Origin of the sequence: Myxococcus eversor (assembly GCF_010894455.1) — a bacterium.
Taxonomy (GTDB): Bacteria; Myxococcota; Myxococcia; order Myxococcales; family Myxococcaceae; genus Myxococcus; species Myxococcus eversor.
Map to the genome: position 1 here is coordinate 387886 of NZ_JAAIXY010000006.1, position 15194 is coordinate 403079.

6 protein-coding genes are annotated in these 15194 nt (G+C 69.0%); 1 reads left to right on the top strand and 5 read right to left on the bottom strand.

What is annotated here, in order from left to right:
- Positions 1 to 60: 60 nt before the first annotated feature.
- Both G4D83_RS15135 and G4D83_RS15140 read right to left on the bottom strand, forming a co-directional pair.
- Complete coding sequence (locus G4D83_RS15135; protein WP_163865441.1) at positions 61 to 5589, bottom strand: lamin tail domain-containing protein; 5529 nt, start codon at positions 5587 to 5589, stop codon at positions 61 to 63.
- Positions 5590 to 5766: 177 nt separating this feature from the next.
- Entirely contained in the window at positions 5767 to 6570 is an 804-nt protein-coding gene (locus G4D83_RS15140; RefSeq protein ID WP_163865442.1) for an SDR family oxidoreductase, read from the bottom strand.
- A gap of 102 nt (positions 6571 to 6672) precedes the next feature.
- On the opposite strand from G4D83_RS15140, the gene G4D83_RS15145 reads away from it, so the two are divergent.
- Complete coding sequence (locus G4D83_RS15145; protein WP_163865443.1) at positions 6673 to 9303, top strand: U32 family peptidase; 2631 nt, start codon at positions 6673 to 6675, stop codon at positions 9301 to 9303.
- 76 nt (positions 9304 to 9379) lie between these two features.
- Here the strand turns inward: G4D83_RS15145 and G4D83_RS15150 are convergent, their stop codons facing one another.
- The 3 genes from G4D83_RS15150 to dnaE form a co-directional block, all read right to left on the bottom strand.
- Positions 9380 to 10420, bottom strand: a complete 1041-nt coding sequence (locus tag G4D83_RS15150) for a prephenate dehydrogenase/arogenate dehydrogenase family protein (RefSeq protein WP_163865444.1) — start codon at positions 10418 to 10420, stop codon at positions 9380 to 9382.
- 85 nt (positions 10421 to 10505) lie between these two features.
- Positions 10506 to 11333 carry a crotonase/enoyl-CoA hydratase family protein gene (locus G4D83_RS15155; RefSeq protein WP_163865445.1) on the bottom strand — a complete coding sequence of 276 codons (828 nt, stop codon included), beginning with the start codon at positions 11331 to 11333 and terminating at the stop codon, positions 10506 to 10508.
- A gap of 74 nt (positions 11334 to 11407) precedes the next feature.
- Positions 11408 to 14959 (bottom strand): DNA polymerase III subunit alpha, encoded by a 3552-nt coding sequence (gene dnaE, locus G4D83_RS15160; RefSeq protein ID WP_163865446.1) that lies wholly within the window; start codon positions 14957 to 14959, stop codon positions 11408 to 11410.
- Positions 14960 to 15194 lie beyond the last annotated feature (235 nt).

Genomic DNA, 15194 nt, shown 5'->3' on the forward strand with positions numbered 1-15194 from the left:
GGAGGCCGCCCCGGCGTACAGCCAGGACGGCCTCCCCTCCCGCTTGAGTTGTCCCGAGGACTACGGAAGCTCGGTGACGCTGGCGGAGTTCTGCGGCTGGCGGGCAGCGCGAATCACGAAGTCCGCCCCGTTGTTGTCCGTATCGGAACCATTGCCCCGGCTCGCGTCGGAGCCGCCCTCCGCCATCGTGGCCTGCGTGGACGTGGGCAGCGCCTTGCGCTCGATGCTGCCACCCGCCGCCGGATGGGACGGACCGCTCGCGCCGCCCTCCGGCGTGTTCGCCGTGCCCCACCCCAGCTTGTCCACTTCAATGGGCGAGGGCGTCGTCAAGTCCCGGCCGATGCGGACATGCCCGCCCGCCGTCGTCGAGGCCGACATGTCGAAGCCGGACCACGTCGCATCCGCGGCCAGCGCTCCGGTTCCGGTGTAGCCCGTGTGCGCGAGCAGGAAGTAGCCGTGCGCCGGGATGACCTTGCCCGCGGGAATCACGAAGGTGCCCGAGTACGTGGTCCCCGTCGCCGACTTGTACTGGAGCATCCAGCCGCTCAGGTCCACGGCCTGGTTCGTCGGGTTGTACAGCTCGACGAACTCGTCCGTCTGTGACGTCACGCCACGGCCGCTGACCTCGCTGATGACCACGTGGTTCGACACGGGGACGACTTCGTCCACCGTCACGGTGCCGTAGTTCGCCGGGACGCCCGGAGCGACGACGCCGTTCTGGTCGCAGTAGACCCACGTGTCGGCGCCCACCGGGCCGCGCGTGAAGCGGTAGCGGAAGCCGTAGAGGTAGCTCCCGTTCGCGGGAATCTGGAGGGTGGCCAACATCTCGTCGTCGTTGCCACCGAGCGCGCCATAGCTGGGGTTCGGCGTCGCGGGCACCCAGGTCCAGGACTCGGGCGCGTTGGCGTCCGTGCCGTAGCCCAGCTCCGACACGAGGTACGGGAAGCGGTCATTGCCCGACGTGCTGCGCGTCGTCACCTGCGGCTCGTAGACGCGGCTGGTGACCTCGTGGGAGGAGCCCGGCGCAATCGCCGACGGGAACGACTTGGGGGACTCGATGGCGCAGAACTCCACGGGCGGCTGGATGACCACGCCACACGTCTCGTTGGGCAGGCCCGGCGTTCCCCTGTCTCCGCCCGACAGCTCGTCGCTGGAGGCGCACCAGAACCACGAGTAGCGGCTCGCGGTGCTGCCCACCAGCTCCGAGGACAGGCTCAGCGAGCGGCCCGTCTGCTGGGGGAACTCCTCGTCATAGGTGACGTCGTCCATCACCACGCCGTTCACCCGCAGGGACAACTGGCCCGTGGCCTCCAGGTCCAGGCCGTTTCCGTAGCTGTAGTCGGCCGCCACGCCGCCGTTGGTGGCGAAGTCCGCGTTGCTCGCCAGCACCAGGATGCCGCGCGCCGGCAGCACCACGGCCGCGCCCGCGCCCCGGTCCACCGAGACGGTGCTCGTGCCCGAGGAGATGAGCGACAGGCCGTTGATGTTGAGCAGCGCGTCGGACGTGCTCGTCACCTCGATGTACTCCGTCGTCCCGGCGCTCGGGGAGGCCATGATTTCGGTGATGATGAGCGAGCGCTCCCCAGGCGCCGCCGCCGTGGTGCACGCGGCCTGGTGGCAGACGGCATCCGCGCCGGGGCACGTCGTCGAGGTGGGCACATAGCGGCACGTCGGCTCGCCCGCGAGCACCTCGCAGGTGGCTTCGTACGTCACGACCTCCACGCCGGACGCGGAGCACTCGGAAGCGCGGGGCGCGCAGACGTGACTGCCGCACTCGCCGGGCAAATCCAACGAGGTGCCCGTCAGCAGGCCGGTGTTGCCCGCGCCGTCCAGCACGCGCACGGCGAAGTGATACGTGCGGCCCGTGGGGAGGCTCGCGACGGTCACCTCCTCCTGCGTGCCGGGCAGGCCGGGCGCGCCGGTGGGCACCAGCACGGCCGTCTCGAAGTTCGTCTCGTTCAGCGGCGCCAGGCCGTAGCGCAGTTGGTAGGACGCGGCCTGGCCGAGCTGGCCATCATCCCCCGTGGCGACCCAGCGCAGCCGCACGGAGTCGGTTCCCACCACGCTCGCCTCCAGCGTGGCCACCTTCGCCGGCACCTGGTCGTCGATGATGGACAGCGCGCTGGAGGCGACCGTCAGGCTCGCGCCTGACACGGAGGCCGTCAGCGTGTAGTCGCCCTCGTGGACCACCGAGAGCGTGGTGAAGCGCGCCACCCCCGCGACGGCGGTGGCCGTGACGTCGCCTTCGAGCCCTCCGCCGCCCGAGAGCGCGAGCGTCACGACAGGCGTCTGGGAGGACGTCGTGTTGCCGAACGCGTCCTGCGCGGACACGCGCACCTCGGGGAACACCTGACGCACCGAGGCCGAGGCCGGCACCGAGACGAAGCCCAGCCGCTCCGGAGCCGCGGCCTCCACCGTCACCTGGAGCGCCTCCGACACCGCGAGCCCCGAGTCCGCGAAGGTGACGGTCTGCGTCCCCGCCGTGCGCAGCGTGACGGAGAAGGTGTGCTCACCCTGCTCCGCGGAGGTGTACGTGTGGGCGGTGAGCAGCCCCGCCTGCGCGTCCGTCGACGAGGGCTGCACCGTGCCCAGGTAGTCGCGGGACAGGTTTCCGAAGCGGTCCCTCGCGCTGACGGAGAAGGCTTGCACGACACCGGCCGTCAGCGGCCCCGTCACGGGCACCACGTGAAGGGCCGTGGCCACACCCGCGCCCACCGTCACGGCCTCGGAGGCCGTCAGCGTCGCCTGCTGCGTGTCCACGGCGGACAGCGTCGTCGCCTGCGCCTGGGCGAACGTCACGTTGAAGGCGTGCCGGCCTTCGTCCGCCTCGGTGAAGGTGTACGCGCCCGGGACGGAGGCCCCGGGGTCCTGCGCCACGCTCAGCACCACCGTGCCCCGATAACTGGAGGCCTGGTTGCCATAGGCGTCCATCAGCGTCACCGTCGCCACCACCGCCTGTCCGGCGGCCGGCGTCGTCGTGGACAGCCCCAGCGTCAGCGACTCCGCGGCCCCCGAAGACACCTGCGTGTTCTGGGAAGCGGACCGGGAGCTGCCCACTTCAGACGCGGTGATGGAGTGCCCGCCGGAGGTCTCCAGCGTCACGCTGAAGGTGTAGCGACCCGCGTCCTCGGCGGTGAAGACATGCTCGGGAGGGAGCGTGGCGCGGGGGTCGTCCGAAGCGAAGTCCACTTCGCCGGTGTAGCCCGTGACGAGGTTGCCGGAGCCATCCCTCACGCTGAGCGTCAGCTCGTGGCTGCTGCCCGCCGCCACCTGCGCCGGAAGCCCCTCCAGCACCAGGTGGTGGCCCGCGTCGTTCGTCACCTCCACCTCGAGGAAGGCCGTGAGCTGCGCGTTGGCCGTGTCCGTCGCCGTCACGCGGCGAGGCCCCGTGGTCAACAGCACCACGTCCGTGAAGACGTGGCGACCCTGGTCCTGCGCCGTGAAGGTGTAGTCGCCGGGCAGCTCCGCCGCCGGGTCCGTGGACGTGAAGCGCACCGTGCCCATGTAGCCCTGGGCGACGTTGTTGAAGTCGTCGAACAGCGCCACCTCCACGCTCTGGGACTGCCCCGCGACGACGGGCGCCACCAGCCCCGTGAGCGCCAGCCGCGACGGCGCGCCCGCCGCGATGACGAACTCCGCGCTCTGCACCGTGAGGCCGTTCGCGCTGGCCTGGAAGCGATAGGTGCCCGTGGTGTCGACGCGCAGGCCCGAGAAGAGGGCCACGCCGGACACGGCGGAGACCTGCTTCGGCTCGAAGCCCGTGCCGCCCACCAGCGTCAGCGTCACCGGCAGGTTGCTCGTGGTGACGACCTCGCCCTGCGCGTTCAGCAGGGAGACGCCCACGTCCGCGAGCGACTGGCCCGCGGTGCCGTTTGCCGGCTGCGTGGTGAACGCCACCTGCGTCACGTCGGAGTTCAGCGTCTGGAAGGACAGGCTGTTGGAGAGCGCGGTGTTGCCCCGGTTGTCCTCCACGCGCAGCGCGACATGGTACGTCTGGTTCGCGACCAGGCCGGTGAGCTGGGCGGACTCGGTGGTGCCCGACTGGGCGGGAGCATTCACGCCTCCCACCGGCGTCGCCGCGATGAACTCCGCATCGGTGGTGATGGGGGCCAGGGAGTAGCGCAGGCTCTGTGACAGCGCCCGTCCCGCGTTGCCGTCATCCCCCACGGCCACCCACGTCACCGTCGCGAAATCCGCGCCGAGCGTTCCCACCGAGAGCGTGGGCCGCGCGGGCGGCACGTCATCCACGATGGCGATGGCGGTGCTGTCCACGGCCGTCAGGCCGGGCGCGCTGGCCCGGAGGTGGAAGCTGCCCTCCGTGCTCACGCGAAGCCCGGTGAAGCGGGCCACGCCCTCCACCGGCGCCACCTCCACGACGCCGGCGAGGTCACCGGCCTCCACCAGCGACACCGTCACGCGGGGCGCCCCCACGGCCGACGTGTTGCCGAAGCCATCCCGCAGCGACACCTCCACCGAGGACAGCGCAGTGCTCGCCGAGCCCGACGTGGGCACCTGGGTGAACGCCAGCGTCGAGGGCTCCCCCGCCACCACGCCCACATTCTGAAGACCGCTCAGCGTGGCGACGCCCACGTCCTGCACGGTGACCTGGTGGCTGCCCGCCCGCTTGAGGACGATGCCCGCGAAGGTGAAGTGTCCCGCATCTGTCGCGGTGAAGACATGGGACGCGGGCAGCGAGGCCGTGGCGTCCGTGGACCGCACGACCAGCGTGCCCGTGTAGTTCGTGGCCACGTTGCCGAACGCGTCCCACACCGTCACTTGCACCTCGCGCGTCGCACCCGCGACCGCGGTGAGCGTCAGGCCGGCGAGCTCCAGCGAGGCCGCCTCGGCCGGCACCACCGTGAAGGTCTCCGTCGTCGCGTTCTCCACGCCCGTCGCCGCCGCCAGGAGCTGAAAGCCCGCGCCGGCCTTCTTCAGCACCACGTCCGTGAAGCGCGCCACGCCGTCCACCGGCACCACGGTGAGCGTCCCCTCCAGCGTCGCGGCCCCCGGGTTCGCCGCCAGCGACAGCGTCACCGGCGCCGTCGCACCTGGGACGAGTCGCGACTGGGAGTCGAGGAAGCGCACCTCCAGGCTGTTGATGACCGCGCCCGCCGTGGCCTCCACGGCCGACGTGGAGAACGCCAGCCGCGTGGCCACCGGCGCGACGAAGGTGAACGAGGGCTGCGAGGCGAGCACCACCGCGCCTCCCTCGGCGGCGACGGAGACCGTCACCCGCTTTACGCCCGCGCGCGTGGACACCACGAAGGCGACGGCGACACCCTGGCTGTCCGTCAGCCCCGCCTGCGTCACCGTGTTGCCTTCGCCCGCCACCGCCACCATCACCGAACGTCCCGCGAGCAGCGCGCCGTCCTTGCCCTTCACGATGACGGTGACCTCGCCCCGGTCCGCGCCGTCCGCCAGCAGCTCCCTCGTCGGCGTCAGGGACACGGTGGACGCGGTGGCGTCCGGAAGCGTCGAGGGCACCGGCAACGGCAGGGGCTTCGGGTCATCGCCACAGCCAAGCAACAGGCCAAGGCTCAACACAGCCAACCCGAGGAGTCGGGCTGACGGGGCAAGGCGTACGGACATGCGTGTCTCCGGGATGCGAGCAGTCCCCCCAGGGAAGACTCCGCTCGCGAGGTGCGATGCCTTGTACCAGACATCGCGCCTCCACGTAGACCCACGCCACAAGTTTGCAGTTACAACAAATCCCACCCAGGAGGAGGTCGTGGGTGCCCCAGCCTCCTCTCGAGCCTTGGGGACTGGCTACATCCCCATGGCCGCCATCAGCGCGGCGCCGCCCAGCAGGGACTGGCCGCCATCGCAGACCATGATGGAGCCGGTGATGTAGGACGCGCCTTCCGAGGACAGGAAGAGGGCGAGCCGGGAGATATCCGTCTTGGTGCCGAAGCGCTGGAGCGGCAGGGCCTGGGCGAGCTTCTCGTGTCCTTCCGGGCTGGGGGCCAGGCGGCGCATGCCCTCGGTGTCCTCGATGGGGCCGGGGGTAATCGCGTTGACGCGCACGCCGGCGCCGCCCCACTCGAGCGCCAGCACGCGGGTGAGCATGTCCACGCCGGCCTTGGCGGCGCACACGTGGGCCTGCATGGCCATGGGCAGATAGGCCTGGGGCGCGGAGATGTTGATGACGCAGGCGCCGGGCTTGCGCAGGTGCTCGAAGCCGGCGCGACAGAGGTTGAAGGTGCCCAGCACGTCGATGTCCATCACGGCCTTGAAGCCGTTGGAGGACATGCCCAGCGCGGGCGCGGGGAAGTTGCCCGCGGCGCCACAGATGAGGATGTCCATTTCACCGTACGCGTCGCGCACCGTCTGGAGCGCCTTCTCCACGGAGGCATAGTCGCGCACGTCCGCGGCCACGCCCATGGCGGTGCCGTGGGCCTGGAGGCCCTTCACCGCGCCCTCCAGCTTCTCCACGTTGCGGCCGTTGATGGCCACCTTGGCGCCCGCCTTCACGAACGCCTCGGCGATGCCGAGGTTGATGCCGCTGCTGCCGCCCGAGATGAACGCCACCTTGCCCGCCAGCAGCCCGTCCTTGAACACGCCTTCAGCCATGACTCGTCTCCTGTGGAAGCAACCTGGCGGCGACTTGAACAGAACCTCCCGCACTGCGTCCACGGGCGCGTGCCAGGGCTCGCTGTGGTAGAGGGCAAAACCATGCGCCGTCGTCCTGAAATCCTGGCCCCCGCTGGTGACCTCGACTCGATGAAGGCCGCGCTGGCCAGTGGCGCGGACGCCATCTATTTCGGGCTGGACGAGGGCTTCAATGCCCGGGCCCGGGCGGAGAACTTCTCGCTCGCCACCCTGCCCGAGACGCTGGCGCTGGTGCACCGCGCGGGGGCCCGTGCGTTCCTGACGATGAACACGCTGGTGTTCGAGCCGGAGCTGCCGGTGGTGGAGGACATCCTGCGCCGCGTGGCCGCCGCGGGCGTGGACGCGCTCATCGTCCAGGACCCGGCCATCGCGCTGGTGGCGCGCGCGGTGTGTCCGCGGATGGAGGTCCATGCCTCCACGCAGATGACGATTTCGAGCGCGGAGGGTGCACGCTTCGCTCGCGGTCTGGGTGCCACGCGAATCGTGGTGCCGCGCGAGCTGTCGGTGGCGGAGATTGGGCGACTGGCGTCGGAGACGGACATCGAGCTGGAGGTGTTCATCCACGGCGCGCTCTGCATGTCGTGGAGCGGCCAGTGCCTCACCAGCGAGGCATGGGGTGGACGCTCGGCGAACCGGGGCCAGTGCGCGCAGTCGTGTCGGCTGCCGTATGACCTGGTGGTGGACGGGCAGACGAAGGACCTGGGCGACGTGCGCTACCTGCTCAGCCCCAAGGACCTGGCTGGCGTCATGGCGGTGCCGAAGCTCATCGAGATTGGCGTGCACTCGCTGAAGATTGAAGGCCGACAGAAGGGGCCGCAGTACGTGGCCACGGCGGTGCAGGGCTATCGGCGTTGGGTGGACGGTGTGGCGGCGGGCAAGGCGGACACGGGGGCGCTGCGCCGCGATTTGGCCGACATGACGCTGTCGTACAGCCGGGGCTTCTCGCACGGCTTCTTCGCGGGCTCGGACCATCAGACGCTGGTGGAGGGGCGCTTCCCCAAGCACCGGGGCGCGTACCTGGGCGTGGTGGAGGCGGTGCAGGGTCGCGACGTGCTCGTGGCGGAGGACCCGGAGGGACGTCCGTGGACGGGCGGGCTGGGGCAGGACGACGCGCGGACGAAGCCGGCGGCGCCGCAGGGCAAGGTGTCGTCTCCGCTGGAGGGTGATGCGCCGGTGGCCGCGGAGCTGTCCCCTCGCCCGGGCATGGGCGTGGTCTTCGACGATGGTCACCCGGAGGACAAGCACGAGGCGGGCGGGCCGCTGTTCCGCGTCGAGCGCAGGGGTGACGGCTGGGTGCTGGGCTTCGGCAATCCCGGGCCGGACATGGCTCGGGTGACGCGGGGGCAGCGCGTCTGGGTGACGAGTGATCCCTCCCTGGTGAAGCACACCGAGGAGCTGCTGGCGCAGGGTGAGCCCGAGGGCCGTGTCCCGCTGGCGCTGACGGTGTCGGGGACGGCCGGTGGTCCGCTGGTGGTGATGGGCACGGCGCGAGGAGGCCATGTGGCCACGGCGTCGAGCGCGGTGCCGCTGGCGCAGGCGCGCGGTGGCGGGATGGATGCGGCGCTGCTGAAGGACAAGCTGGCGGCGCTGGGTGGCACGTCGTTCCACCTGACGGAGCTGGACACGACGGCGCTCGAGTCGGGACTGCATCTGCCGGTGTCGGAGCTGAAGGCGCTGCGTCGCTCGCTGGTGGCGGAGCTGACGGAGACGGTGTCGCGCGGGCCGGCGCGCACGGTGCGGGAGACGGCGGTGCTGGAGGAGGTGCGGGCCTCGCAGCGGGAGCGCGTCGTCGCGTCACCCGCGGCCGAGGGCGCGCGGCTGTTGCCGCTGTGCCGGACGGACGAGCAGCTCGAGGCGGTGATTGCCGCGGGGCTGCCGGAGGTGGAGCTGGACTGGATGGAGCTGGTGGGCCTCCAGCGAGCGGTCGAGCGGGCGCGCGCGGCGGGGCTGCGCGTGACGATTGCGACGGTGCGGGTGCAAAAGCCCGGAGAGGAGGGCTACGACGCGCGCATCGCGAAGCTGAAGCCGGACGCGGTGCTGGCGCGGCACTGGGGCGCGATGATGCACTTCCTGGAGCGGCCCTTCGCTCCGGGGGAGACGCGGCCCGCGCTGCATGGCGACTTCTCGCTCAACGTCACCAACTCCGTGACGGCGCTCCATCTGCTCGGGTTGGGATTGGACACGCTGACCTTCGCGCATGACTTGGACGCGGTGCAGTTGGGCGCGATGTTGGAGCACCTGCCCGCCGAGCGCTTCGCGGTGGCGGTGCACCACCACATCTCGACGTTCCACACCGAGCACTGCGTGTATTCGCACACGCTGTCGCACGGGCGCGACTTCAAGAGCTGTGGACGTCCGTGTGAGAAGCACCGGTTGTCGCTGCGAGACCACAAGGGCCTGGAGCATCCGGTGGTGGTGGACGTGGGCTGCCGCAACACGGTGTTCAACGCGCAGGCACAGAGCGCGGCGTCACTGGTGCCTTCATTGCTGGCGCGTGGCGTGCGGAGATTCCGGGTGGAGTTCGTCCGGGAGTCTCGCGAGGAGGCCACGCGCGTGCTGGGCGCGTATCAGGAGCTGCTCGCGGGCCGTATCTCACCGGCGGAGACCGTGCGCCGCGCGGCCGTGCATGAGCAGTTCGGCGTGACGAAGGGGACGATGAAGGTGCTCAATCCCACGTTCACCGTGCAGCGCTGAGACTGCCTTTCGCGGTGTGAGTCCGCGAGCAGTGCCGCAAGGCCCGGGGGCAGCTCTCATCAGCCGATGAGAGGCCTCACGCCACCGAATCGGTGCTCGTGCTCGCGGTGTCGCGGCACAGTCGCAACACGGCGTGGAAGACGTCGTCCAGCGCACCTGTGTGGAGCCCATCGTGTTCCGCCCAGGCGTGTCGGATGTCGAGCATGGACGACTCCCGCTCCGTGTCGGGGAATGGAAGTCCGTGCTCCAACTTCACACGGGCCGCCTCCTGGACGAGCCGAGCCCGACGCGCCAGCAGGGCCACCAGCTCGCGGTCGACCTGGTCGATGCGCTGACGCACGTCCAGCAGCGCGGGAGGCGCGGCTGGGGTGCGAATGGCCTTCGCGGAGGCCTCCAACCCCTGGTGCAGCTCCGTGAGCGCGTCGAGCAGCCCCGCGCGGGCCTCGCGCGCATAGGGGTTCTCCGACTGCACGACGTTGAAGAGGTGGGGAACCTCCGTGCGCGCGTACTCCTCCAGCCGGGCCACGGGCTGGAAGCTGGGCGGAGCGAAGGGCAGGTCCTTCCCCACTCCCGCCTTCACGAGCCCATGGGCCAGGAAGAACGTGAGCACATGGGTGCGAGCCATCAGCTCGTCATGCGCTTCCGGTGACATCTCCGTCACCGCGCAGCCGAGCCGCTCGAAAAGGGCGCGGGCCCGATGCGTGGCTCCGGAGTGAAGCGAGTTGGGACACACCACGGTGCGCCGGGCATCTCCTCGCGCGAGACTCGCGGGGCCGAAGAGCGGATGCGTGCCCACCCAGGGAATGTCACGCCCCAGCACGGAGGCGAGCACCTGCACCGGCCGCACCTTCACGCTGCCCACGTCGATGACGAGCTGGGTGGGCGACAACATGGGGCGCAGCGCGGTCAGCGCGTCGTGCATGGCGGTGACGGGCATCGCCAGGACGAGGACCGTGGAGCGCGAGGTCAGCTCCGCGAGCGAGGTGGCCTGCAACTTCGGAGGAACTTCGTCCTGCCTCGGGTCGAACACGCTGTGCGGCACGCCCGCGTCGGACAGCAACCCCGAGAGGGCGCGACCGAAGCGCCCGTAGCCCAGCAACCCAACCGTCTCCGTCATTCCGTGGGACTCCCGAGCCTCGACTTCATGGGAATCCTCGCACTGTGAGCGCAGCGGGCGAAAGCCCCTCGTGAGAGGGGCGGGCTCACCGCCCCACGAACTTCGGGGGGCGTCGCTCGGCGAAGGCGGAGAAGGCTTCGGCGAGGTCATGCGACTGGAGGAACGCGGAGTTCCACACCGCGACGTAGCGCAGGCCGTCCGACGTGGACTTATCCGCGCAGTACTCCATCACCTGCTTGGCACCCTGGACGACGAGGGGCGGGTTCTCGGCGATGCGTCGCGCGGTGGCGCGGGCGTGGGTGAGCAGCTCCTCGGCCGACGGGAAGACGTCGTTGACGAGTCCCATGCGGAGGGCACGCTCTGCATCCACGTCGCCACCGGTGTAGGCCAGCTCGCGAGTGTGGCCCTCGCCGATGATGCGGGGAAGGCGCTGGAGGGCGCCCATGTCCGCGACGATGCCGACCTTCACTTCGCGCAGGGAGAACTTCGCATCGCGGGAGCAGTAGCGGAAGTCACTCGCGGCGATGAGGTCCATGCCCGCGCCGATGCACCAGCCATGCACGGCGGCGATGAACGGCTTGCGACAGCGGGCGACACCCTCGGTGGCCTGCTGCATGTCGCCAATCAGCTTCAAGAGCTTCGTGCGCTCCAGGGCCAGATTGGTGTCCCCAGTGAGCAGCGGCCCCAGGGACTCCATCATCCCCATCAGGTCCAGGCCGTAGGTGAAGTTGTCACCGTTGCCCCGGACGAGCACCACGCGCACGGACTCGTCTTCGTCGAGCGCGCGGATGGCTTCAGGCATCTCCCGCCAGAAGTCCGGGCCCATGGCGTTGCCGCGACCGGGGCCCTGGAGAATCACTTCGGCGACTCCATCCGCCTTCTCGATGCGCAGCGACTTGTAGGTGGTGTCCATGACGGCCTCCCGCGTGAGTGGGCGAACCGTACCTCACCCACGCGGAAGCAGTGTGGTGCCGAAGCACCCCACCGTCACCCGAACTCCACCACCCGCATTCCAAACAGCCGGTCCACGGCCAGCAGCAGGTCGTCATGCACCTGCACCTTGAGCGACGTGTTCCCGATGAGCGCCTCCGCCTCACCGTGGAACAACACACTCACCGCCACCGGCGTCGCCCCCGCGTACTTCTTCGCCAGCTCATGCAGCTTGGCCACGCGGTCCTCCGTCAGCAGGTCCGCCGGCACGCGCAATTCCAGCCGCTTGGTGCGCTTCTCACGCACCTCCTTCAGGCTCTGGATGTCGTCGACAATCAACTCCGGCGTGGGCGAGTCCTCGTCGCGCTGGCTGATCTGCACCGTCCCCGTCACCAGAATCGGGTCGTCCGACTTGAGCAGGTGCTCCCAGTTCTCGAACCCCGGCTTGGGCCCCTGCTTCGCCCACTTGCCGTCCCGTCCCATCACGTTGCGCGTGCCGTCCTTGCCCGGGAAGCACACCAGCTCAATCGACCCGGACAGGTCTTCAATCGTCACCCAGGCCATGCGCTTGCCCGTCTTCGTGGGCCGCTCGCGCAACACCGTGACAACGCCCGCCACCGTGAGCTTGTCGTCCTTGCGCGCGCGCTGCACCGCCGTAATCGGCTTCGCGTAGCGCTTGAGCTCCTTGTCGTACTGATGCAGCGGATGGCCGGACACGTAGAAGCCGATGGCCTCCTTCTCCAGCGCCAGCCGCTCCTTCTCCGACCACTCCTCCACCGCGACGTAGTCGTCCTTCATCGCGGCGCCACCCGAAGCAGGCCCCGCCAGCATGCCGAACAACGAGCTCTGCCCCGCCGCCTTGTCCTTCTGGCTGGACGAGCCGCGGTTCATCGCGCGCTCAATCGTGTCGAAAATCTGCCGGCGCGGACGCTTCTCGAAGTCGAACGAGCCCGCCTTCACCAGCGCTTCCAACACCTTCTTGTTGACGCGCCGGCTGTCCACGCGCTCGCAGAAGTCGAAGAGGCTCTTGAAGGAGCCGTCCTTGCGCGCCTCCAGGATGGATTCGATGGCGCCCTCACCCACGCCCTTGATGGCGCCCAGCCCGAAGCGAATCTTCCCCTCCACCGCGCCGAACTGGAGGTCCGACTGATTCACATCCGGCGGCAACACCTGGAGGCCCGACTCGCGCGCCTCGCCGATGTGCTTCACCACCTTGTCCGTGTTGTCCTTCTCGCTGGAGAGAAGGGCCGCCATGAACTCGCAGGGGTAATGCGCCTTCAGCCACGCGGTGTGAATGGTGACGAGGCCGTACGCCGCCGAGTGGCTCTTGTTGAAGCCGTACTCCGCGAACTTCTCCATCAGGTCGAAGATTTCGCCGGCCACCTTCAGGTCGACGTTGTTCTTCGCGCAGCCCTCGAGGAAGCCGGCCCGCTCGGCCTGCATGACCTCGGCCTTCTTCTTGCCCATGGCGCGGCGAAGCAGGTCCGCGCGGCCCAGGGTGTACCCACCCAGGACCTGCGAAATCTGCATCACCTGCTCCTGGTACACGATGACGCCGTACGTGTCCTTGAGCACCGGCTCCAGCGCGGGGTGCGGATACGACACCTTCTCCCGGCCGTGCTTGCGATTGATGAAGACATCCACCATGCCGGAGTCCAGCGGACCCGGGCGGTAGAGCGCACCCGCGGCGATGACGTCTTCGAAGCAGGACGGCTTGAGCTTCACCACCATTTCCGTGAAGCCACTCGACTCCATCTGGAAGACGCCGGCCGTGTCGCCCTTGGCCATCAACTCCCAGACCTTGTCGTCATTCAGCGGAATCTCATGCCGCGGAATGTCCTTGGCATGGTTGCGCTTCACCAAATCCAACCCGTGCTGAATCACGGTGAGCGTCTTCAGGCCGAGGAAGTCGAACTTCACCAGGCCCGCCGCCTCCACCTCGTCCTTGGCGAACTGGGTGATGAGCGTCTTCTCACCCGGCGGCTGGTAGACGGGCACGAACTCCCACAGCGGCTTGTCGGCGATGACCACGCCGGCCGCGTGCATGCCCGGCTGGCGGTGCAGGCCCTCCAGCGCGAGGGCAATCTCCAGCACGTCCTTCGTGGTGACGGGCTTGCCCTCCACCTCGCCGATGTTGGAGGGCTTCTCCATCATCTCCTTGAGGCGAGGCTCCATCTCGATGGCCTCCTTCAAGGTGATGTTGAGGACTTCCGGCACCAGCTTCGCGATGCGGTCACCTTCGCTGAAGGGCAGCGCGAACACTCGGCACACGTCGCGCAGCACGCTCTTCGCCTTCAGTGAGCCGAAGGTGATGATCTGCCCCACGTTCATCTCGCCGTACTTGCGGCCGACGTACTGGATGACCTCGTCCCGCCGGTCCTGGCAGAAGTCGATATCGAAGTCGGGCATCGACACGCGCTCCGGATTCAGGAAGCGCTCGAACAGGAGGTTGTACGGAATCGGGTCCACGTCGGTGATGCGCAGCGCGTACGCGACGAGGCTGCCGGCGCCGGAGCCACGGCCGGGGCCCACGGGGATGCCCATCTTCTTCGCCCAGTTGATGAAGTCCTGGACGATGAGGAAGTAGCCGCTGAAGCCCATCTTCTGGATGACGCCCAGCTCCAGCGTCAGGCGCGCCTGGTACTGCTCGCGGTCGATGGGATATTTGACGGTGGCCGCAAGCTCGATGAAGCGCTCGCGCAGGCCCTCGTAGGCCAGCTCCGACATGAAGCTGTCCGGCGTGTGGCTGTCCGGCACCTTGAACGTGGGCAGCATGGGCTTGCCCAGCTTCAGCTCCAGGTTGCACTGCTCGGCGATGCGCTGGGTGTTGTGGACGGCCTCGGGGATGTCCTTGAAGAACTCCAGCATCTCCGTCGGGCTGGTGACGTAGAGCTTGTCCGTGGCGTGCTTCATCCGCTTGCTGTCCGCCAGCGTCTTCCCGCTGGCGATGCACATGAGCAGCTCGTGTGCGCGCGCGTCCTCGCGCTTGATGTAGTGCGCGTCCGCGGTGGCGCACAGCGGGAGGTCCATGTCCCGCGACAACTGGAACAGGTTCTCGTTCGCCTTGTCCTGCTCGGGCATCCCGTTGGACTGCACCTCCAGGAAGAAGTGCCCGGGCTCGAAGATGTCCTTGTACTCCTGGGCCGCGCGGCGGGCGTGGTCCATGTCGCCGCGGAAGCACGCGCTCGTCACCTCACCACCGAGGCACGCCGTCAACGCGAAGAGGCCCTTGCTGTGGTCCGCGAGCACCTTCTTGTCGATGCGCGGGTGGTAGTAGAAGCCCTGCATGTACGCGGTGGAGGAGAGGTAGCGCAGGTTCGCGTAGCCCTCCGCGTTCTTCGCCACCAGGATGAGGTGGTGGGAGACCTTCTCCGAGCGGTCCTCGCGACCCTTGGGGCCCGCGACGTACGCCTCCATGCCGAGGATGGGCTTGATGCCCGCGTCCTTCGCCTTCTTGTAGAAGTCGATGGCCCCGAACATGTTGCCGTGGTCCGTCACGGCGACACTCGTCATCCCCTTCTCTTTCACCGTCTTGATGAGGTCCTTCATCCGGATGGCCCCATCGAGCAGTGAGTAGAGAGTGTGCAGGTGGAGGTGGGTAAAGGACATGGCCCGAACACTACGTTCGGCCCAGGCCTCCCGCTACTCTCTCGAACACCTCCGCGCGGCACGTCCCACAGGCCGATAAATCGGCCCCGCAAGCCGTTCTGTCAGGAGCGGAAAGGCGGAGTGCCGCCCGAAATCGGGGCACCTTGGACCCGTGGGACCAAGCTCTCCCTCCAGGCGTCCAGGCGGGCACACCCGGGGAGAAATCCAGGGCCCCGAGGCTTCATACTTCTTCACG